This is a genomic window from Micromonospora sp. NPDC049060 (genome assembly GCF_040649055.1).
GTDB lineage: Bacteria > Actinomycetota > Actinomycetes > Mycobacteriales > Micromonosporaceae > Micromonospora > Micromonospora reichwaldensis.
Genome location: NZ_JBEZEV010000006.1, coordinates 14,074 through 34,572 on the forward strand (window position 1 = coordinate 14,074; position 20,499 = coordinate 34,572).

Annotated in this window: 20 protein-coding genes, 1 tRNA gene and 1 riboswitch; of the genes, 9 read left to right on the forward strand and 12 right to left on the reverse strand. The window is 73.0% G+C overall.

Annotation, left to right across the window (positions count from 1 at the left end):
- Positions 1–321: 321 nt before the first annotated feature.
- From AB0B83_RS04615 to AB0B83_RS04625, 3 genes are all read right to left on the reverse strand, one after another.
- Positions 322–2,178, reverse strand: coding sequence for an acyl-CoA dehydrogenase (locus AB0B83_RS04615; protein WP_357576982.1), 1,857 nt, complete (start codon positions 2,176–2,178; stop codon positions 322–324).
- Positions 2,179–2,329: 151 nt separating this feature from the next.
- Positions 2,330–3,457: a PP2C family protein-serine/threonine phosphatase gene (locus tag AB0B83_RS04620; protein ID WP_357576983.1), complete on the reverse strand. Its 1,128-nt coding sequence runs from the start codon at positions 3,455–3,457 to the stop codon at positions 2,330–2,332.
- A 100-nt stretch (positions 3,458–3,557) separates the two neighbouring features.
- Positions 3,558–4,199, reverse strand: a complete 642-nt coding sequence (locus tag AB0B83_RS04625) for a septal ring lytic transglycosylase RlpA family protein (protein WP_357576984.1) — start codon at positions 4,197–4,199, stop codon at positions 3,558–3,560.
- A 231-nt stretch (positions 4,200–4,430) separates the two neighbouring features.
- On the opposite strand from AB0B83_RS04625, the gene AB0B83_RS04630 reads away from it, so the two are divergent.
- Together AB0B83_RS04630 and AB0B83_RS04635 are read left to right on the forward strand one after the other, a co-directional pair.
- A complete protein-coding gene (locus AB0B83_RS04630; RefSeq protein ID WP_357576985.1) occupies positions 4,431–4,982 on the forward strand; it encodes a phosphoribosyltransferase family protein in 552 nt (183 codons plus the stop codon).
- A gap of 33 nt (positions 4,983–5,015) precedes the next feature.
- Positions 5,016–6,212, forward strand: a complete 1,197-nt coding sequence (locus AB0B83_RS04635) for a hypothetical protein (RefSeq protein ID WP_357576986.1) — start codon at positions 5,016–5,018, stop codon at positions 6,210–6,212.
- Here AB0B83_RS04635 and AB0B83_RS04640 read toward each other — a convergent pair.
- A complete protein-coding gene (locus tag AB0B83_RS04640) occupies positions 6,200–6,736 on the reverse strand; it encodes an alpha/beta hydrolase (protein WP_357576987.1) in 537 nt (178 codons plus the stop codon). The genes AB0B83_RS04635 and AB0B83_RS04640 overlap by 13 nt on opposite strands.
- 104 nt (positions 6,737–6,840) lie before the next feature.
- On the opposite strand from AB0B83_RS04640, the gene AB0B83_RS04645 reads away from it, so the two are divergent.
- Positions 6,841–7,272: an ASCH domain-containing protein gene (locus AB0B83_RS04645; protein WP_357576988.1), complete on the forward strand. Its 432-nt coding sequence runs from the start codon at positions 6,841–6,843 to the stop codon at positions 7,270–7,272.
- A gap of 61 nt (positions 7,273–7,333) precedes the next feature.
- On the opposite strand, the gene AB0B83_RS04650 is transcribed toward AB0B83_RS04645, so the two are convergent.
- On the reverse strand, positions 7,334–8,215 hold the full coding sequence (locus AB0B83_RS04650) for an LLM class flavin-dependent oxidoreductase (protein ID WP_357576989.1): 882 nt from the start codon (positions 8,213–8,215) through the stop codon (positions 7,334–7,336).
- A gap of 106 nt (positions 8,216–8,321) precedes the next feature.
- On the opposite strand from AB0B83_RS04650, the gene AB0B83_RS04655 reads away from it, so the two are divergent.
- Together AB0B83_RS04655 and AB0B83_RS04660 are read left to right on the forward strand one after the other, a co-directional pair.
- Positions 8,322–8,642 (forward strand): helix-turn-helix transcriptional regulator, encoded by a 321-nt coding sequence (locus tag AB0B83_RS04655; protein WP_357577070.1) that lies wholly within the window; start codon positions 8,322–8,324, stop codon positions 8,640–8,642.
- 70 nt (positions 8,643–8,712) lie between these two features.
- On the forward strand, positions 8,713–9,810 hold the full coding sequence (locus AB0B83_RS04660; RefSeq protein ID WP_357576990.1) for a hypothetical protein: 1,098 nt from the start codon (positions 8,713–8,715) through the stop codon (positions 9,808–9,810).
- A 210-nt stretch (positions 9,811–10,020) separates the two neighbouring features.
- On the opposite strand, the gene AB0B83_RS04665 is transcribed toward AB0B83_RS04660, so the two are convergent.
- A complete protein-coding gene (locus tag AB0B83_RS04665) occupies positions 10,021–10,800 on the reverse strand; it encodes a DUF4253 domain-containing protein (RefSeq protein ID WP_357576991.1) in 780 nt (259 codons plus the stop codon).
- Between the two features lie 255 nt (positions 10,801–11,055).
- Between AB0B83_RS04665 and AB0B83_RS04670 the strand changes: the two genes are divergently transcribed.
- Positions 11,056–11,571: an aminoglycoside adenylyltransferase gene (locus AB0B83_RS04670; RefSeq protein ID WP_357576992.1), complete on the forward strand. Its 516-nt coding sequence runs from the start codon at positions 11,056–11,058 to the stop codon at positions 11,569–11,571.
- Between the two features lie 146 nt (positions 11,572–11,717).
- Here AB0B83_RS04670 and AB0B83_RS04675 read toward each other — a convergent pair whose 3' ends face one another.
- From AB0B83_RS04675 to AB0B83_RS04690, 4 genes are all read right to left on the reverse strand, one after another.
- The gene (locus tag AB0B83_RS04675; protein ID WP_357576993.1) at positions 11,718–12,452 is read right to left on the reverse strand and encodes a methyltransferase domain-containing protein; all 735 of its coding nucleotides are present in this window, start codon (positions 12,450–12,452) and stop codon (positions 11,718–11,720) included.
- Positions 12,453–12,923: 471 nt separating this feature from the next.
- A complete protein-coding gene (locus AB0B83_RS04680) occupies positions 12,924–13,079 on the reverse strand; it encodes a hypothetical protein (RefSeq protein WP_357576994.1) in 156 nt (51 codons plus the stop codon).
- A gap of 179 nt (positions 13,080–13,258) precedes the next feature.
- Positions 13,259–13,555, reverse strand: coding sequence for a hypothetical protein (locus tag AB0B83_RS04685; protein WP_357576995.1), 297 nt, complete (start codon positions 13,553–13,555; stop codon positions 13,259–13,261).
- Between the two features lie 661 nt (positions 13,556–14,216).
- A tRNA-Gly gene (locus tag AB0B83_RS04690) sits at positions 14,217–14,290 on the reverse strand.
- Between the two features lie 337 nt (positions 14,291–14,627).
- Here AB0B83_RS04690 and AB0B83_RS04695 point away from each other — a divergent pair.
- Positions 14,628–15,614, forward strand: a complete 987-nt coding sequence (locus AB0B83_RS04695; RefSeq protein WP_357576996.1) for a zinc metalloprotease — start codon at positions 14,628–14,630, stop codon at positions 15,612–15,614.
- Positions 15,615–15,754: 140 nt separating this feature from the next.
- Here AB0B83_RS04695 and AB0B83_RS04700 read toward each other — a convergent pair whose 3' ends face one another.
- On the reverse strand, positions 15,755–16,306 hold the full coding sequence (locus AB0B83_RS04700; protein WP_132235313.1) for a pyridoxamine 5'-phosphate oxidase family protein: 552 nt from the start codon (positions 16,304–16,306) through the stop codon (positions 15,755–15,757).
- 78 nt (positions 16,307–16,384) lie between these two features.
- On the opposite strand from AB0B83_RS04700, the gene dcd reads away from it, so the two are divergent.
- Positions 16,385–16,963 carry a dCTP deaminase gene (dcd, locus tag AB0B83_RS04705; protein WP_357576997.1) on the forward strand — a complete coding sequence of 193 codons (579 nt, stop codon included), beginning with the start codon at positions 16,385–16,387 and terminating at the stop codon, positions 16,961–16,963.
- Between the two features lie 54 nt (positions 16,964–17,017).
- On the opposite strand, the gene AB0B83_RS04710 is transcribed toward dcd, so the two are convergent.
- Positions 17,018–18,058: an NlpC/P60 family protein gene (locus AB0B83_RS04710; RefSeq protein ID WP_357576998.1), complete on the reverse strand. Its 1,041-nt coding sequence runs from the start codon at positions 18,056–18,058 to the stop codon at positions 17,018–17,020.
- A gap of 12 nt (positions 18,059–18,070) precedes the next feature.
- A riboswitch (cyclic di-AMP (ydaO/yuaA leader) is annotated at positions 18,071–18,204 on the reverse strand.
- Positions 18,205–18,442: 238 nt separating this feature from the next.
- Here AB0B83_RS04710 and AB0B83_RS04715 point away from each other — a divergent pair.
- The gene (locus AB0B83_RS04715; RefSeq protein WP_357576999.1) at positions 18,443–20,467 is read left to right on the forward strand and encodes a peptidoglycan recognition family protein; all 2,025 of its coding nucleotides are present in this window, start codon (positions 18,443–18,445) and stop codon (positions 20,465–20,467) included.
- Positions 20,468–20,499: the final 32 nt, after the last annotated feature.

Sequence of the window (20,499 nt, forward strand, 5' to 3'; positions counted from 1 at the left end):
CGCTTCCGCACCCTTTTCGGTGTTGATCATGAGGCTATTGCCTTGGAATGCGCTTTCCGTAGGCAATAACTTCATGGTCAACATGTGCGGCGCGGCGCGGCACGGCCCGGCACGGCGCGGCCCGGCACGGCGCGGCACGGCACGGCACGGCGCGGCACGGCGCGGCACGGCACGGCGCGGCGCGGGGTGGGTGGACAGCGCGGGGCGGCGGCCTGACGTGGACGACGACGGCCGGCGAGCTGTTGCCCGCCGGCCGTCGTGTCGATCATCTCCGGGTCGTTCCCGGCCCCGCCGCCGCGCCGTGGGGCGCTACGGCGTACCTCAGAAGGCTTCCTCCGGGAGGTCCATGACGTCCAGGTCGGTGCTTTCGACGATCCGCCGGTCGGCGCCGATGCGGGGCAGCACCTCGCGGGCGAAGAACCGGGCGGCGGCCACCTTGCCGGTGTAGAACGCCTTGTTGGCGGCGGAGACCTCGCCGGCCAGGGCCTTCAGGGCCACGTCGGCCTGCTTCTGGAGCAGCCAACCGACGACCAGGTCGCCGATCGCCAGCAGGAAGCGGCGGCTGCTCAGGCCGACCTTGTAGAGCGCCCGGGTGTCGCCGCCCTGCGCCTCGCCCAGCCAGCCGGTCATGACGCCCAGCATGGTCTGGATCTCGGCGAGCGCCTTGCCCAGCGCCAGCCGCTCCTCCTTGAGCTGACCGTTGCCGGCCTCGGTGGCGATGAACTCCTGGATCTCGCCGGCGACCGCCATCAGGGCCTTGCCGTTGTCCCGGACGATCTTCCGGAAGATCAGGTCGAGGCTCTGGATCGCCGTCGTGCCCTCGTAGAGGGTGTCGATCTTCGCGTCCCGGACGTACTGCTCCAGGGGGTAGTCCTGGAGGAAACCGGAGCCACCGAAGGTCTGCAGCGACTCGTGCCCGAGCAGCTCGTACGCCCGCTCCGAGCCGACGCCCTTGACCAGCGGGAGGAGCAGGTCGTTGACCCGCTTGGCGAGCTTGGTCGCCTTCTCGTCGCCCGCCGCCTCGGCGATGGCGACCTTGTCCTGCCAGGTGGCGGTGTAGCAGACCAGGGCGCGCAGGCCCTCGGCGTACGCCTTCTGCAGCAGCAGCGAGCGGCGGACGTCCGGGTGGTGGGTGATCGTGACGCGCGGCGCGGTCTTGTCCGCCATCTGGGTCAGGTCGGCGCCCTGCACCCGGCTCTTGGCGTACTCCAGGGCGTTCAGGTAGCCGGTCGAGAGGGTGGCGATGGCCTTGGTGCCGACCATCATCCGGGCGCTCTCGATGATCATGAACATCTGCCGGATGCCCTCGTGCTTCTCGCCCAGCAGCCAGCCCTTGGCCGGTACGCCGTGCTCGCCGAAGGTCAGCTCGCAGGTGTTGGAGACCTTGAGGCCCATCTTGTGCTCGACGTTGGTGGCGAAGACGCCGTTGCGCTCGCCCAGCTCGCCGGTGTTCTCGTCGAAGTGGTACTTCGGCACCACGAAGAGGGAGAGGCCCTTGGTGCCGGGGCCGCCGACACCCTCGACGCCGACCGGACGGGCCAGCACGTAGTGGATGATGTTGTCGCTCAGGTCGTGCTCGGCGGACGTGATGAAGCGCTTCACGCCCTCGATGTGCCACGAGCCGTCGGGCTGCTGGATGGCGCGGGCCCGGCCGGCGCCGACGTCCGAGCCGGCGTCCGGCTCGGTGAGCACCATCGTGGAGCCCCACTGCTTGTCGACGAAGAGCTTGGCCCACTTCTGCTGCTGCTCGGTGCCCTCGACCTGCAGCACGTGCGCGAAGGACGGGCCGGAGGAGTACATCCAGATGGCGGCGTTGGAGCCGACGATCAGCTCGGCGAGGGACCACACGAGCGCCCGGGGCGCGTTGCTGCCGCCCAGCTCGGTCGGGAGCTCCAGCCGCCAGAACTCGGAGTTCATGTACGCCCGGTACGACTTCTTGAACGACTCCGGCAGCGGCGCGGTGTGCGTGGCCGGGTCGAAGACCGGCGGGTTGCGGTCGCTGTCCGTGTAGCTGGCGGCCAGGTCCTCGCGGGCGAGGCGGTCGACCTCGGCGAGAATGTCGCGTGCGGTGTCGACGTCCAGGTCCGTGTACGGCGCCTGGTTGAACGCCTGGTCCGCCCCGAAGACCTCGAAGAGGTTGAACTCGAGGTCCCGAAGGTTGCTCTTGTAGTGGGTCATGCTCGCTGGCCCCGCTTCCGGACAGGTGTTACCGATCAGTAACTCCAGACTGTATTACCGATGGGTAGGCAGCGACAAGCCGATCACCGAAGTGACGGCGATTACACACTTGTCGTTCGGGTTGCGGAAGCGGGCGCCGAGCGGCCCCGGCTCAGCTCTCGGCCGTGCCGACTTCCCAGCTGGGGACGGCCACCGTGGCGGCGCCGCGCGAGCCCGTGTACTCCATCAGGACCAGGGCGATGTCGTCGTCGAGCCGGCCGTGCACCCACTCGACCAGGGCGGTCTCCAGCGAGGCGAGCCCGTCGCCGACGGTGCCGTGGCCGAGCAGCCGCCAGGCCCGGTCGGCGGTCGGGAAGAACTCCCCGTCCCGGCGGGCCTCGCCGAGCCCGTCGGTGAAGAGCAGCAGCCGGTCGCCGGGCTCCAGCCGCTCGACCCGGGGGCGTACCACCGGCATGAAGCCCAGCGGCGGGGCGGGGGCCGGCGGTTCGAGCGGAATGACGGCGCCCCGGCGCAGCAGCAGCGGCGGCGGGTGACCGCAGTTGACGATGGTGAGCGTCCCGCCCCGCTCCTCGACCAGCGCGGCGGTGACGAAGTCCTCGTCGCCCACGCTCCGGGCCACCGCCCGGTCCAGGTCGGTCACGACGGCCCGCAGGTCCGCCCGCTCGTACGCCACGTGCCGGTACGAACCCAACACGATGCTGGCGAGCCGCACCGCGTCGAGGCCCTTGCCCCGCACGTCGCCGATGATCATCCGCACCCCGTACGGCGTGTCGACCGCCTCGTACAGGTCGCCGCCGATCTCGGCGGTGGCGGTGGACGAGATGTACCTGGCGGCCACCGAGAGCGTGCCGACCTGCGGCCCGAGCGGGCGCAGCACTGCCTGCTGGGCGACCGAGGCCAACCGGGACAGCTCGGCGATCCGTTCGGCCTGCCGCTGCCGTACGGCCGCCGTGGCGACCGCGATGGCGGTGCCCAGCGCGATGCCCGCGACGGCGACCGTGGTGGGCAGCGCCACGGTCTCCTCCCAGAGCGCGAAGCCGGCCCCGAGGGCGGTGGCAGCCAGGCCCACGCCGAGCACGATCCGCCACGACGCCAGCGCGGCGGTCAGGAACGGCGCGGCCACCATGAGCGCGATGTAGTTCGCCGGACGGCCGTCGGCCAGTTCCACGGCCGAGACGATCGCGAGCAGGACGAAGGCCGCGCCGAGGCCGGCGCGGGATCCGGGGCTCAGTGGGCCGGGGCCCGACTGGAAGGGTCGCGTGCGTACGAGGGACAGCATGCCTGATGGACGTGAGCGGGTGAATGAACCTGGCCCGTCGTCCGAGCATGTTCTGCCCACCCGGACCGTGTCGCCGGACCGATCGCCACCCGGCCGGCGCTCAGCCCAGCACCTCGTAGCGGACCTCCACGTGGCCGGCGTCGAGCGAGGCGATCTGGGCGAACGCGGCCCGGGACAGGTCCAGGCAACGCCCCTCGATGAACGGGCCACGATCGTTGATGCGCACCGTCACGGACTTGCCGTTCGCCGGGTTGGTGACCCGGACCTTCGTGTTGAACGGCAGGGTCTTGTGGGCGGCGGTCAGCGCGGACGGATCGAAGTTCTCGCCGTTGGCGGTGAGCTGCCCCTCGGCGTAGAACGACGCGCCGCACGAGCCGCTGTCGACGACCGGGCGGGCGGTGCTGCTCTTCTTCGTCGCGGTGGGCTTCGGCGCGGCGGTGCGTGGCTTGCTCCGGGAGGGGGCCTGGGCGGACCGGCTGGCCTTGGGGGCGACCGTCGCGCTCGGCGACGCGCTGGCGCTCGGCGAGGCGGCCGGCGGGGCGGCCGGGGTGCCGGGGGCCACGCTGGTCGGCAGGCCGGTGGGCGCGAGGTCGACCGCGGTCGGCCGGGCGGGCTCCGCGTCCGAGGCCAGCTGGACGGCGCCGACGGTGCCGCCGACGGCGAGGGCGACCCCGACCGCTGCGGTGGCCGCGATGCCGGCCGGCGAGGAGAACATGCGGGTACGGGAGTGCCTGCCAGCCACCGGCCCGGTCCTTTCGTCATCTGAACAAACCGGGTCGGACCGTAACGAGAGAAGCACATCCGAAGTCAACGTGATCATGGTGGTATGACCGCAATTGCAGTGATACGTGTACCCGATCATCCGATCCGACGTGGGCCGGGCGGCCGGGGTGCGGGGCGGACCGCCCGGCCCGGCCCCCATCGGGCTCACCCACCCGGCGACCGGCCAGACCGCGTGGCGCAGGATGGGTCCATGCCCTCCGAGCTGAGCGGACGCCTCGCCGCGCTGGTCAGGTGGATCGATCCCGGCCCCGGCGCCACCCACCTGGTCAGCGACGTCTCCGGCTGGTGGCGGGACCCGGAGGTCCTCGCCCGGCTGGGACCGGCCCTCGTGGAGCCGTTCCGGGCCGCCCGGCCGACGGTGGTCGTCTCGCCGGCGGTCACCGGATACCTGCTCGGTCCGCTCGCCGCGACGGCGCTCGGCGTCGGCTTCGTGCCGGCCCACAAGCCGGGCGACGGCCGGCTGCCCGCCGGGGCGCTCACCTGGGCGCAGAGCCCCCCGGACTTCCGGGGCCGACGGGTCGACCTGGCCGTGCGGGACCACGGCCTGCGAAGGGGTGACCGGGTGCTGGTGGTGGACGACTGGGTGGCCACCGGGGCACAGGTGCGCGCGCTCTACGAGATCTGCGCCGCGCGGGGCGCGGAACCGGTCGGCACCGCCACGGTCGTACTGGACTGCCCTCCGGCGATCGCCACCGAGCTGCGCGTACGGGGGCTCGTGGACGGGGCGGACCTCACGGCTTGACCTGAACCTCGGTTGAGGTCGGAGGATCGCCGCATGGTTGAGGAGATCCTGGACGAGGCGTACCGACGGCTGCACCGCACCGGCCCCGAGTACGAGGGCTGGCTCTCGAACCACGGGCCGATGGCCGTGGAGGCGCTGGTCCGGCACGGCCACGACGGGGTGGTGCACCGCTGGCTGGACGCGTACCTGGGGCGGTTGGACGAGCTGCCGCGCGGCCTGCGGCCGATCGAGGACTGGCGCGAGGCGCTCGGCGACCCGAAGCGGGCCGGGGACTGGCTGGCCCACTTCGACCGGGAGCTGCGGGACCGGCCCTGGCGGGAGGTGCTCGGCACCTGGTGGCCCCGGCTGCTGCCGGGCATCGCCGCCGGCGCCACCCACGGCGTGATCCGGGTCGGCCACGCCGTCCGCGCCCTGGGGGCACCCGTGCGGTCCGCAGGCGAGGCGGCGGAGAGCCCGGAGCGGCTCGCCGAGCTGGGCCAGGCCCTCGCCTACTGGGCCGCCCGGTGGCAGCCGGTCCCCGGCGCCGCCCGCCCCAGCGGTGCGGGATCGGTCGACCCGGGTCACGCCGCGTCGGCCGGGGAAGGCGCTGTCCCCGGCGACGGCCACGCCCGGCCGGACGCATGGCACCCGTCGACCGCGCGCGGCCCGGCCGGACGAGACCGGCCGACCCCGGGCACCCCGGTCGCCGGCGATGTGGAGCCGCACGTCGCCGCCGCGCTGGCCGGGTTGCCCCGCATCGCCGACCGGACCGGGGGCATCCGGGAACGACTGGGCCGGCTGCCGGCCGTACCGCGGTGGCCGGCTGCGGTGGCGGCGCTGCGGCCGGCGGGGACACCGGCCGGGGCCGAGCGGGACCTGGTCGCGCTGGTGCACGGCGCCAGCCTCGACTACCTGCGCTTCGGGCACGCCGAGCCCGTGATGCTGGTGCACGCGGTGACCGCCCCGACCGCGGTGCTGCGTACGCTGCCTGCTCTCGATCCGGCGCTGTGGGCGGCGAGCGTCGCCGCGGCCTGGTCCGCGACGGCGGCCGTGACCTCGGTGTACGCCCCGGAGCGCCCGGCCACGCCGTCGGCGGTGGCTGCCGGTACCCCGGCGGAGGTCTTCGCCCGGGCCGCCCGGCACGGCGACGCGCACGTGGTGAAGCTGGCCGACGCGGTGCTGGACGCGCACGCGGCGAGCGGCGACGAGCGGGTGCTCGTCGCCGCCGGCTATGCCGGTCACCTGATCTGAACGAAGTCCTCGACGGCCGTGCAGACCCGGCCGAGCGCCTCCGCCGAGCGGGCCAACGGGCCCGGCACCATCAGCGCGTGGTCGGCCTGCTCGATCTCCACCACGTGCGGGGTGAGCCGGCGGGCGAGCGAACCGTCCCAGGACGGGTCCGCCGTGCCGCCCACCAGCAGGAACGGCGCGGTGGCGCGGCGCAGGCCGTCGACCACGGCGGGCACGTGCAGCAGCGGGGTGAGCCAGACGGCCGGCAGCCCGCGGTCGGCCGCGAGCGGCGTGGCCATCGAGCCGAGCGACTTGCCGACCAGCAGGTGCGTCGGCTCGGCGAGGGTCGGGGCGACCTGCCCGATCACCCATTCGATGGCCGGCCCCGGCCCGTCCCGGTCGGGGGCGAACTGCTCCGGCACCTCCCACGAGAGGGCGTGCAGGGCGTAGCCGACGCGGCGCAGCGCCTCGCCGGCGTAGACGAAGAGCGGGAACCGGGTGTCGTAGCCCCGGCCGGGGATGAGCACCGCGCGCCTGTCCGCCATGCCGCCTCCCGATCGTCGCCCCACCCACCGTAGCGCCCGCCGCACCGACGGTGGGGGCGGAAATGCCACGACGGGTGATCGACGGCGACGGTACGGTCGGCAGGATGTGGCCTCGGATCGGTGGACTGCGCACCCTCGCCCTCGGCACCCCCGGTGAGCTGCGTACGCGGCTCAACGCCCTGGTGCTCGCCGGGGTGAAGACGGCGACCGCCGGCCTGACCACCGAGTACGCCGAGGAGGGCGAGGAACCTGAGCACGCCGGCGAGCGGCTGGCCCTCGTCGACGACGGGGACGCGCTGGTCGGCGTCGTGGAGGTCACCGGCGTCGAGGTGGTCCGCTTCGCGGACGTGCCGTGGGACTTCGCCCGCTCTGAAGGGGAGGGGGACCGTTCCATCGAGGAGTGGCGCGCCGGGCACGCCGCCTACTGGGCGCGCGTGGGCACCCCCGTCACCGACGACAGCGAGGTCGTCTGCATCCGGTTCCGGTTGGTCTCCGGCGGCGACGGCGGCATCACCACCGGAGACCTCGGCACCTGAGGGCGCCGCCCCGACGCGCCCACCGGCCGGCCGGGCTGACGCCCTCGGCGGAGGCGCCCGGTCAGGCGCGACGTAGCTCGGGCAGCAGGCGGGTGGCGACGTCCGCCAGGACGGCCTCGTCGCCGGCGTACCAGCTGCTGGCCCGGGGCCAGTGGGTGACCACGTCGGTGAAGCCGAGGGCGGCGGCCCGGCCGACCTGGTCGGCGAAGAACTCGGCGCTGCGCAGCGAGAAGACCGGCGCGGAGTCGAGCGAGAGGTAGCGGTCCAGGGTGCCCGGGTCGCGGCCGGCGGCGGCGAGCGTCGCGTCCATCCGGGCGGCGGCCTCGGCCACCCCGCCCCACCAGCCCTCCAGGTCGTCCACGTCGGGGCCGGTGGTGACCCAGCCCTGACCGAACCGCGCCACCAGCCGCATCGACCGGGGCCCGTTGGCGGCCATCACGAACGGCACCCGGGGCGTCTGTACGCAGCCCGGGTTGTTCCGCGCGTCCACGGCGGTGAACCACTCCCCGCGCCAGGTCGTGCCGTCCTCGCGGAGGATGAGGTCGAGCAGCTCGGTGAACTCGGCGAGCCGGTCCACCCGCTGGCGCGGCGGCAGCGTCTCCCCGCCCAGCACGGCCGAGTCGAAGCCGATGCCGCCGGCGCCGAGGCCGAGCAGCAGCCGCCCGCCGGAGACGTCGTCGAGTGCGGTGACCTGCCGGGCGAACGCCGCCGGGTGACGGAAGTTCGGCGAGGCGACCAGCGTGCCGAGCCGGATCCGGGAGGTCACCGTCGCGGCGGCGGTCAGCGTGGTCACGGAGTCGAACCACGGGCCGTCGACCAGGTCCCGCCAGCCCAGGTGGTCGTACGTCCAGGCGTGGTCGAAGCCCCACTCGTCCGCCTGCGACCAGCGGCGACGCGAGTCGGACCAACGCTGGTCGGGAAGGATCACGATGCCAATCCGCATGATCGCCAGCCTAGGCCTCGTGGCGGAGGGCGGGCCAGGCCGTCGCGGCCGGGGCGGGCCTTGACCATATATCGATGATCTGAATATGGTGTCGCCCGTGACCGCGATGCGAGAGCCGACCTTCCTGATCCTCACCGCGCTCGCCGGTGGCCCCCGGCACGGCTACGGCCTCATCCGCGAGGTCACCGCCCTGTCCGCGCAGCGCGTCACCCTGCTGCCGGGCACCCTCTACGCCGCGCTCGACCGGCTGCACGCCCAGGGGCTCGTCGCGCCCGACCGCGAGGAGACCGTCGACGGCCGGCTCCGCCGCTACTACCGCCTCACCCCCGACGGGATCCGCGCCCTGGACGTCGAGACCGCCCGGCTGCGGCAGCTCGCCACCGCCGCCGAGAGCCGGCTGCGCGCGCTCCGCCCCGGCACGGCCTGACCGCCGCACCCGCACCCCGTCTGCCGCACCCGCACCGACCCGCCGGTGCGTACCGATCGGAAGGACAGTCATGCCGACGACCGGCGACCCGCTCGCCCGCCGCTACCGGCGGCTGCTCTTCTGCCACCCCCGCGCCTACCGGCGGGCCCGGGCCGACGAGATGGTCGGGGTCCTGCTGGACGCGGCACCGCCGGACCGCACCCGGCCAACGCCGCGCGAGGCCGCCAACCTGATCCGGCACGGCCTGCGCTGCCGGCTGGGACGACCGGCCAGCCGCACGGTCGGCGTCTGGGCCACCCTCACCGCCGTCATCTGCGGCCTGTTCACCGCCGCCCTCGCCACCCGGGCCGCCTGGGAGACCTCCGCGCCGCAACCCGGCCGGGCCGAGACCGCCGCCGTCTTCGCCGCCGTGCTGCCCGGTCACGACCTCGGCGACGTCGACCTGGCGCCGGCGTTCTTCACCTTCTACAGCCAGCCGCTCACCGTCCGCGCGCTGGACAACCTGCTGCTCGGGGACGGCGGCGAATACCAGCAGAGCGCCGTCGTGGCCGGCGCGGCCGGCACACCCCCGATGCCCGCCGACGAGACGCTCGCCCTGGCGCAGCGGCGCCTGCGCGAGACCGGCTGGCAGGTGTACGAGCCGGAGGTCCGCAGCAACCCGGGCTGTGTCGACAAGACGTGCGTCCAGGTCCTCACGATCACCGACACCACCGTGCTCGCCCGGCGCGGCGACACGGTCCTCCAGCTCCAGGTGGCCGCCCCGCCCTCGCCCGACGGCAGCAACCTGTCGCTGGCGCTGAGCCGGACGGCCCCGCCTGCCGTGCTGCCGGCCGGCGTCGCCGGTGGCCTGCTGGGAGCGGCCCTCGGCTGGCTGGTCTTCGGCTGGGCCAGCCGGCGCACCGAGGCGGGACATCCGGCCCGGGGAGCGGTAAGCGTCCTGCTCGCGATCACCCTGTTCCTCTGGTGGACGCCCGTACTGCTGACCGTCCCGAGCCTGCTGCGGCATCACCGCGCCGAGCCGCACCCGACGTGGCACCCGCTGTGGGAGTGGCTGGGTCAGCCGGCGGGCTCCCTGCTGTTCGTGGTGGGCGCGGCGAGCGCGCTGCTGGGGCTGGCGCTGGCCGCCGTACCCCGGCGCAGCCCGCAGCCGACGGCCGCCGTCGGCTGACCGCCGGGTCATCGGGCGGCGGGGCGACGTCGGACGTGGCGGCGTCGGGCGGCGGCCTTATCCGACGGCGGACGTGATGGCGTGGGCGGCCGTGTCCGGCATCGGACGTGGCGGCGTCGGGCTGCGGCCGTGTCCGGCGTCGGACGTGGTGGCGTGGGCGGCGGCCGTGTCCGACTCTTCGGTGCCGGTCCTACCGGCTCCGCGCCGTCGTCAGTCCCACCAGAACGACCAGGCGTGCATGCCGAGGAGCTGCTCGGCGTAGGCGGTCAGGGATCCGGCGCCCTGCCAGACGTTGTCCGGGCAGAAGGCGAAGTGCTCGGCCGCGACCGCCAGGGCGTGCCCGGTCGACGTCGGTGGCGCGGCGACGCTGAGGTTCAGGGTGGCGAACCCGACGCCGACCACCCGTACGCCGAACCGGTCCTCCCAGCTGCGCAGCACCGCCGAGATCTCCCCGGCGTCGCCGGTGTGGTTCGTCGGGCCGGACCAACCCACCACGGCGAGCGTGTCCGCGCTGCGGGCTGCCGGCACGAGCCCGAGACGCGTCCGCCCGTCCACGAGGAACTCCACGCACTCGTCGGCGAGGACATCGGGCACCTCCGCCAGGTCGCCGGGCCTGGCGAGACCGGGCCAGTTGCGGCCGAACGGGGCCCTGGCGGCCGACGTCTCGTCTTCGTCGACCGTCGTGCAGCTGGCCCACCATCGGGCCAGCAGCTCCGTCACGTCGTGCTGTTCTGGCGACGACATGTCGGCCGGACGGACCTCGCCGTCGGCCCACGGGCGGCTCTCGTCGCTCGACAACCCGCTCAGCAGCAGCGGCCACAGCCCGGACTCCGGATGCCGCGACCGCATCCGCGCCCACAGTCCCGGATCGGCCGAAGCGTCGCTCAGCCAGTACGGCGGCGGTCCACCGTCCTCCGGCTCGACGGTGCGGCCGGGCGGCAGCGTCGCGGGCGGTAGCGAACTCAGCAACCGGTTCAGGTCTGTAATCACGGCGGGAGCGTAGGCGGCCCGTACGACCAATCCCGGTCCGCCCGCGACGGCCCCGGGCCTACGGGGCCTCGAACCGCCCGTCGTGCCGCGGCAGCGCGCCTGGTCGCCGTCGATGCTCGGCGTGGACGCCTGGTACGTCCACCGGGTTGTGCCGCCGCTTCGCGCCGCTGGGCCCTCGGTAGCGATCTCGCCGCGTCCGGCCGGGCGGTGGATTTCGGTGGCCGAGCCCTGCCCGCAGGGGCTAGAACGGTGGTCGTGACCGCCGACATGGACGCCGACGAGGTCCACGCCGTCCTGGCCGCTCTCACCGCCGCCGGCTGCCGGGCCTGGATCAGCGGCGGCTGGGGCGTCGACGCGCTCGTCGGACATCAGACCCGTGCGCACCGCGACCTGGACCTGGCCATCGCCGCCGAGCAGGAGGCCGCGGCGTTGAGGGCTCTCGGCCGGCTCGGCTACGTCGTCGAGACCGACTGGCGGCCGGTCCGCGTCGAGGTCGTCGCCGACGGGCGGGGGCGGGTCGACCTGCATCCGCTGACGTTCGACGAGGCCGGCGACGGCCACCAGGCCGGCCTCGACGGCGGCACCTTCCGCTGGCCGAAGGGCTGCTTCACCACCGGCACCATCGCCGGTCGCCGGGTCGACTGCATCTCGGTCACCCAGCAGCTGCTGTTCCACAGCGGCTACGAACCGCGCGACGTGGACCGCGCCGACCTCGCCTGGCTGCACCGCCTCGCCACGCACCCGGCGCCCGGCGACGAGCGGAGACCCTGAGCTGGCGGTCCCTGCGGACCTGGGCTTCGCCGGAACCGTCCGGACTGGTCCACCGGCGGCTCTACCTGCCGGGCCCCGTCGTCGGGCTGGCCGGCTTCAGCCCGGACGCCGCCTCACGCCCGGGGAACATCCACACTGCGCAGCGGTCAGGCGGTCCGGCGGTCAGGCGGTCCGGCCGGGGTCAGGATCAGCCAGCCGAAGCCGACGACGTCGCGGTAGCCGGTGAGGTATTCGACCCGCCGCTCGTCGGCGAACGCGCGCGCCTCCGGCGTGCCGAGGCGCTCGATGCCCGCACGCCAGTCGGACTCGAAGTCGTCCCACTCGGCGAGGGTGGACACGGCGACATGCAGCGGTCGGAACCCGGCGTCCACGGCGAGCTGGGCCAGGCCAGCCAGGTCGGGCATGTCGCCGAAGGTCTCGCGGACCTGCGCGCCGGGGCTGGCCTGGTAGAAGCCGTCAGCGAACAGCAGCCTGCCCCCGGGCAGGGTGAGCCGGTGCAGCGCGGCGAGGGCTCGCGCGGCGTCGCCCCAGATCTGGCCGGCCCCGACGTTGACGACGAGGTGGGCGGGCCGGTCCCAGGTGGCCGCATCCGCGCCGTGGAACGTGACCCGCTCGGCGGCTCCCCGTTCCGTCGCGCGTCGCCGGGCCCGTTCACAGTCGACGGCGTGGCGTTCCACGCCGTCGCCAGCGATGCCGTGAGCCTCGCACAGCCGCAGGAGCAGCTCACCGTTGCCGCAGCCCAGGTCCAGGGCCCGCCAGCCCGGCCCGGTGGGGGTCAACCGCCGGACCAGGTCCGCCACCCGATCCTCGCCGAGCGGCGAGTTGAAGGTCAGGTTGGCCGCGGCGGCGGCCAGGTACGTACTGCGATCCTGGCTGTTCACCGGCACACGGTACGACAGTGGGCCCGTGCCCGAGGGGCGTCGAAATCGATGGTCGGGGCTCCCGTCCTGGTCGGCAAACGCCCACCGGGGACGCCGAAGGGCCCGGAACCGCGGTGGTTCGAGGCCCTCTGCGCGGCGACCGGGTTCACCTGGCCGTGATGGTGAACGAGGTGGTGTCGTCGTCTTGTTGAGTCCGGCGTCGTGGCCGTCCGCTGGTGCGGGGCTCGGCTGTCTCAGCGCATACGATCGTGCCCGTGGAGGGTCCGGGAGCCCTCGGCGCGGTGCTCTGCGGCGCGCTGAGTTGCCTGTTCGTCTGTCTGATGCTCTGTGCCGTCGCTGCGGCCTGGGCAGCCTGGCCCACGCGCCGGTAGTGGCCACTGCCGCCTCGGCCCGCCACGCACGTGGGAGCGGAACTGATGCCGCAATGGCCGCAAGGCGGCAACCAGACGCCCTGCTGCTGCCGGATTTCGGTCAGTTGTACAGCCAGAAGGCAGCACAGCCGTAACAGAGCGCCAGTAGCACGACCGAGGTGAGCAGCAGCACGAGCAGTGTGGACAGTTCGGTGCGCGCCGCTGGCGGAGACGGCTCAAGCGGGCGAACTGACCTCGGCGGCTCGGAGTCGGGCACGGCGTGATCATGTCAGACCCGAGGAGGGCCGAGGAGCATCCGCGCGTTCGCGCCGGAAGGGAGCATCTGACCGAAGCTGTGGCTGGGAGCCCGTTCCTCGGCGGAGTGCTGTGGCAGCACCGTCGTACCCGGCGGGCCTCCCCCTTTCCGGCCGGCGGCAAGCCCGCTGAGCCCTCTGGCTACCGATCCGCGGATGGCCCATCGGAATCAGCCTGGCGCTCGGCTTGCCAGTTGGCGTGTCCCTTCAGCAGGTATCCGGTCCAGTAGATCGCGAACAGGATCAGGAAGCACGTGAAGAACACCCCCGAGACGATGCTCGCAATGATGAGACCTTCCCTGCCGTCGGACAGCCCATGTACGGCAAATCCGGCCAGGCCCAGGAAGAAGAAGATGACCATGTAGATCGGCAGCGTCGGGCTGTCAGCCGGGTGGGGAACGCGAGGCAGCCATGGGGCCTGAGGGTCTTTGTCGATCACGCCGTGAGTATCGAGGACGCTGGCGGTGAGAGCTAGCGGATCTCCTCGCCGGGCAGTCGTGGGCTGTCCGATGCCGACCGGAGGTCGCCGGCGCACCGGCAATGCCCGAGGCTGAGGGCACGCGGTCGCCACAGCCTGGTCCCGATCGCCGGTCTCTGGCCAATACGGGCGCGGCAGCACGCGCGAATACCCTCCGCCGACTGATATACGACAGACGTCCGCAAACCGGGCGCGGCTGTTCGCCCTGTCCCACGAGGCCCGCAGCCGGCTCAACACGGCGCTGGCCACCGGCAACTTCATCGGTGCTGCTATCGGCTCCGCCGCCGCGACCACGCTCTGGTCCGCGGGCGGCTGGACAGCGGTCACGATCGCGGGAGCGGTGCTCTGCTGCTTCGCGCTCACCGTGTGGGCGCTGGGACGTCGGGGCCCACTCGTGATCGCTTCGCCGTGGCGGAAAGGCGGGCCGGAAGCAGCCCGATGACCCGGACGACGGCATGGCCGCAGGAGTGGCCCGGCGCCGATAGCGGCCCGTGGCATGATCACGGGCTGCGTCGCACCAGCTTCAGCAGGTGGGTCGCCGCGTCCTCGGCGGTGAGGTCGTGCACTCGGGGAACGCCGAAGGCCCCGGTCGGGATCTGCGTCCTGACCAGGGCCGTTCGCGTGGAGCGGGTGACGGGAATCGAACCCGCACTGTCAGCTTGGGAAGCTGATGTTCTGCCATTGAACTACACCCGCAGGCGGCACCACTGTACCTGAGTCGTCACGACGCTGCACCCAGGTACCCCTCCGACACCACCCGGCGCCGCGATCTTGGCAGCTAACGGCCCCCGGAGGGGCCTGAACCTACCAAGATTGCTCCGCGCCACCGCCCGCCACGCCGCCACCCCAGTCGGGCCATCCTCAGCCCCATCACCACCCGCCCGCGCCACCGCTTCCCGGCCGCTGCCAGGAAAATTTCCACCGCGGCAACATATGGCCATTCTCAAATCCTTCGATGGGTTGTAACGTCTGCCCAACGTTCCAGTCACGGCGTGACATACCCCCTGTCGCGCCGCCAGAAAGAGGTGGGCCCATGGGACTCCGTCCCAACCTGCTGACCCGGCGTACGGCCGGCGTCGCGTCGACGACCCTCGCGCTGCTGCTCAGCACCGCCGCCGTGGGTGTCGTACCGGCCGCTTCGGCCTTCTCCGCCGCCCCGACCGAGGTCTGCGTCGAGCCGGCCGACGTCCACTCGGACGCCCGCGTCAAGCCGGGCAGCGGCGCCAAGCACGAGCCGAACGAGCTGACCCTCGCGGAGACCCGGGAGCGCGAGGCCGACATGGCCGCCGCGCTGCGCGAGCGGGCCCGGTTCCGTACCGGCGCCGGCGCCTCCACGATGGCCGCCACCGTCACCATCCCGGTGGTGGTGCATGTGATCCAGGAGAACAGCACCCGGGCCGGGGGCAACATCCCCGACTCGATGGTCAACTCGCAGATCAACGTGCTGAACCAGTCGTTCAGCGGGGCGACCGGCGGCGCGTCCACCGCGTTCAGCTTCCAGCTTCAGAAGATCAACCGGGTGACGAACCCGTCCTGGTACCCGATCGTGTCGGGCTCCTCGGCGGAGCGGTCGATGAAGACCTCGCTGCGTACGGGCGGCAAGAACACCCTCAACATCTACCTGGGCGAGCTGAGCAACGGCCTGCTCGGCTGGGCGACCTTCCCGACCCGCAACCTCAGCAGCATGGACGGCGTCGTCGTGCTGAGCGAGTCGCTGCCGGGCGGCACCGCCACGAACTACAACCAGGGCGACACGGGCACCCACGAGGTCGGCCACTGGCTGAACCTCTACCACACCTTCCAGGGCGGCTGCTCCGGCTCGGGCGACAGCGTCAGCGACACCGCTGCCGAGGCGTCGCCGGCCTCCGGCTGCCCGACCGGGCGGAACACCTGCACCGCCCCCGGCGTCGACCCGATCACCAACTTCATGGACTACAGCTACGACTCCTGCATGTACCAGTTCACCGCCGGACAGGCCAGCCGCATGCTGACCGCCTGGAACGCGTACCGCGCGGCGTAGTTCCGCCGTACGACTGCACCGGTGCCGGCCTCGCTCGACGGGGCCGGCACCGGCGTCTGTGTGGGCCGACACGCGGGGGTCGGACGGTGGTCACGGTGCGGCGCCCCGGAGGGGGACGGCCCGGGGCGCCGCACCGCGTCTCAGGCGGCGGGGCGGGCGGCGTGGTCGCCGACGCGCCCCGACCGGGTTTCGGGCACCAGCGCGGTGCCGGCGGCGGCCGCGCGGGGGTCGAGCCACACCTGGACGGCGGGCCGGCCGTGCCACTCGCTGGCGCCGCCCGCGACGCCGGACTCGCGGCGGGCCAGCATCGCCACGTCGACGGTGAACTCGAAGACCCGCCAGTCGACCTGCGGCGCGGCCCGATGGCTGCGGGCCAGCCGGGCGACCCGGGCCGGGTCGGTCACCGGCCGGGCGTGGCCGGCGACGTAGGCTTCGTCGTCGCTCTCCTCCGGCGGGAACGAATGCAGCGCGTAGCGGCCGTCGCGCTCCAGGTCGCGCCGCTTGGGCGAGTCGACGACGAAGCAGAAGAGCCCCTCGTCGGTGATCACCGGGGAGACCGGGTGCACCCGGGGACCGCCGTCGGCGCGGACGGTGGCCAGGTAGCCGAAGCCCGGCCCGTACTGCTGCATGAGGAGGCGGATCCCGTCGGCGAGGCGGGGCTCGTCGGCGGCGAATTCGGACCAGGAAGCCATGCCGGCATTCTATCGAACAATTGTACGAAGATGCACTCCGACACGCAGGTCACGCGTGTCGGTCGCTAAGGTGTGCGGATGCTGCTCTCCGATCGCGACCTGGCCTCCGAGATCGAGGCGGGAACGCTCGCGCTGGAGCCGTTCGAGCCCGCGCTGGTGCAACCGTCCAGCATCGACGTACGCCTGGACAAGCTCTTCCGGGTCTTCAACAACCACCTCTACACCCACATCGACCCCGCGCAGCAGCAGGACGACCTCACGTCGATGGTCGAGGTGCCGGAGGGCGAGCCGTACGTGCTGCATCCGGGCGAGTTCGTGCTCGCCTCGACGCTGGAGGTGATCACGCTCGGCGACCAGCTCGCCGGACGACTGGAGGGGAAGAGCTCACTGGGCCGGCTGGGCCTGCTCACCCACTCCACGGCGGGCTTCATCGACCCCGGCTTCTCCGGTCACGTGACCCTCGAACTGTCCAACGTCGCCAACCTGCCGATCACCCTCTGGCCGGGCATGAAGATCGGCCAGCTCTGCATCTTCCGGCTCTCGTCGCCGGCGAAGCACCCGTACGGCTCGGCCGTCTACGGCTCGCGCTACCAGGGGCAGCGCGGCCCGACGCCAAGCCGCTCCTGGCAGCACTGGCGCACCTGGCCGACGCGCTGACCCGACCCCGTGGGCACGCGGAGGGCCCCGCCGGGCAGGGGCCCTCCGCGCGACTCAGCCGGGGCGGCCGTAGCTGTGGATCGGGCCGTCGTCGACCTTCTTCATCTTGATCGGCACCCCGGCGCGGGAGGCGTGCACCACCCAGCCCCCGCCGACGTACATGCCGACGTGGTGCAGGTCGCTGTAGTAAAAGACGAGGTCGCCCGGGCGCAGCTCGCCCCGGCTGACGGACGCGGTGGCCCGGCGCTGCTGTGCGGCGTTGTGCGGCAGCGACACCCCCGCCTTCGCCCAGGCGGCGAGCATCAGGCCGGAGCAGTCGTACGAGTTCGGCCCCTCGGCACCCCAGACGTAGGGCTTGCCGATCTGCGCGCAGGCGAACTTCACGGCGGTGCCGGCCGGGCCGCCGGGATAGCCGGCCGGGCAGGGGGCGGGACGCAGCGGCCCGCCGCCGCCGTTGCCGTAGACCCGCAGCCGCAGCTTCTGCAACCGGTCGATCTCGGCGTTGATCTGCTTCTTCTTCGCCGCGAGCTGGGCCTCGGTGCGGCCGAGCTGGACGACCATCTCGTCCAGCGGCGCCTTCTTGGCGGCCAGCCGGTCGCGCAGCTCGGCCACCTGCCGCACGTCCTGCTGCTGGTGCTGGGCGAACTGGTCGAGCAGTTCGAGCTGCCCGATCATCTCGCTCGGTGAGCGGCTGCCCAGTAGGGCGTTGACGGCGGAGACGTTCTCGCCCTTGTAGGCGCGGGCCGCCAACGCGCCGACCTTCTCCATCGCCTGGTCGACCTGCTTCTCCAGCGGCCCGATCTGCGCGGCGAGCGCGTCGGCCTGCTTCCGCCTGGCGGCCAGGTCCTGTCGGGTGGCGTTGTGCCGTTCGATGATCGGTTCGAGCTTGTTCCAGTCCTCGTCGATCTGCCGCTCGATCTCGGCGACAGTCGGTTCGGCGTGGGCCGCCGTGGCGCCGCCGGTCAGGACGACGGCGAACGCGGCCAGGGCGGCGAGGGCGGTGGTGCAGCGGTACCAGCGTGGGCGCGGCGCAGCCGTCACCGGGTCGGCGAGGGCCGACCGGGCCGACGGTGGCCGCGGGGCATGGTGTGCCACCGGGCTTCGTACTCCTTCTTCCGTACCGCCTACCGGGTTAGCTGACGGGTTCGGGCGGGAAGGGGCGCCCTACCGCAGGACTGCGGATTCACCCCGGGGAACCTGGGTCCCCGGCTCGCTCGGGAGCGACTCGGCGGTGTCGGACCGTCACCGCCCTGGTTGGACGGAATGTCACCGGCCGACGAAGGACCAGAGTAGAGACGACCGTTATCGATCCGCAACCCTACGGGCGGTGACACTCCGTACCCACCCGGGTCGGGCGGATCCGCAACCCGGGCGACGAAGATTTCCTTCCTTCTGAAGTGTCTGGCGGAAAGGTATTGACCAGAGGCGGCGGGCGGGGCGAAGGTGACCCCACCTTTGCCCGTCCGAACTGGGGGTCTGATGCACCTGTCAGCGACATCGAGGAGCAGACGCGTCCTGCTGGCCGCCGCCGTGGCCGCCGCCATGGCGACGACGCCGCTCACCGCCGCCGGGTCCGCCGCCGCGGCAGCGCCGGTGAACGACCGGCAGCAGCAGTACGCCGCCGCGGCCGCCGAGTACGGCGTACCGGAGAGCGTCCTGCTCGGGGTCTCCTACCTGCAGTCCCGCTGGGACACCAACGCCGGCACGCCGAGCACCAGCGGCGGCTACGGACCGATGCACCTCACCGACGCCGAGCACGTCGCCGCCCTCGCCGGCGGCACGCACCACGACGAGGGCACCGAGGACCCGCGCGGCGACGAGTCCCGCCCGTCCCTGGCCGAGGCCGGCGAGCCGCCAGCCGCCACGCCTCCCGCCGAGGCCGCGCTGCGGACCGTCGACGCCGCCGCCGGGCTGACCGGCGCCAGCGAGGAGTCGCTGCGGACGGACGTCACGGCGAACATCCGGGGCGGCGCGGCGCTGCTGGCCGCGTACCAGAAGGAGATCGGCGCCCCGGTCGGCGCCGGCACCGACCCGGCGGCCTGGTACGGCGCGGTGGCCCGGTACTCCGGCGCGGACAGCGCCGACGCCGCGGCGGCCTTCGCCAACGAGGTGTACGCCACCATCGCCACGGGCGACAGCCGGGTGACCGACGACGGGCAGCGGGTCACGCTTGCCGGCCGGGCGGTCCAGCCGAACCGCTCCTGGCTGGACCGGCTGAACCTGCGCAAGCTCGCCCGGCCGGACGGGCTGGAGTGCCCGGACGACATCTCCTGCGAGTGGATCCCGGCGCCGTACGAGAACTACGGCCCCACCCTGGGCGACTACGGCAACCACGACCTGGGGAACCGTCCCACCCAGCAGAAGATCGAGTACATCGTCATCCACGACACCGAGGGCTACTTCGGTCCCAGCGTCAACCTGGTCAAGGACCCGAAGCGGGTGGGTTGGCACTACACCCTGCGCTCGGTGGACGGGCACATCGCCCAGCACATCAAGACCAAGAACGTCGGCTGGCACGCCGGCAACTGGTACGTGAACGCCAAGTCCATCGGCCTCGAACACGAGGGCTTCGCCGGGCACGGCACCTGGTACACCGAGGCGATGTACCGCACCTCCGCCAAGCTGGTCCGCCACCTGGCGCGGCAGTACAACATCCCGCTGGACCGCAACCACATCATCGGGCACGACAACGTCCCCGGCACCGTCGCCGCGAACGTGCGCGGCATGCACTGGGACCCGGGACCGTACTGGAACTGGTCGCACTACTTCGACCTGCTCAAGGCGCCGTTCAAGTCGACCGGCACGCACCGGACCGGTCTGGTCACCATCGACCCGGACTTCGCCACCAACCAGCCGCCGTTCACCGGCTGCAACCGGCAGCCTCCGGGCGTGCCGAACCCGCCCCCGGCGACGGCCCCCTGCCCGCTGCGCGGCTCGTCCGCGCTGTTCCTGCACAACGCGCCGAGCCACGACGCGCCGCTTGTCAACGACATCGCGCTGCGGCCCGACGGCACGCCGAACACCACGTACGTCTCCGACCACGGCGCCCGCGTCTCCGCCGGCCAGACGTACGCGCTTGCCGAGGTGCAGGGCGACTGGACCGCCATCTGGTACCTCGGCCAGAAGGGGTGGTTCCACAACCCCGCCGCCAAGCCGACGGCGAAGTGGACCGTCGGGTTCGTGGTGACCCCGAAGGCCGGTAAGGCCACCATCCCGGTGTACGGCCGGGCCTACCCGGAGCAGGCCGCGTACCCGGAGGGCGTGCCGTACCAGGCGATCTCGCCGCTGCAGTACACGCTCTCGGCCGGCCAGCGGTACGCCGTCGGCAACCTGCTCGCTGGCGAGTACTACCGGGCCACCACGTTCGACGGCTCCGCCCCCCACGACCAGACGGTCGTCCGGGGCGACAACAGGTACGTGCAGGTCCAGTTCGGTCACCGGATCATGTACGTCAACCTGGACGACGTGAACCTGGTGCCGTCCCCGCTGGGCGCGCCCCGCTGATCCCACCGCACGACGAGGGCCCCCGGTCGATC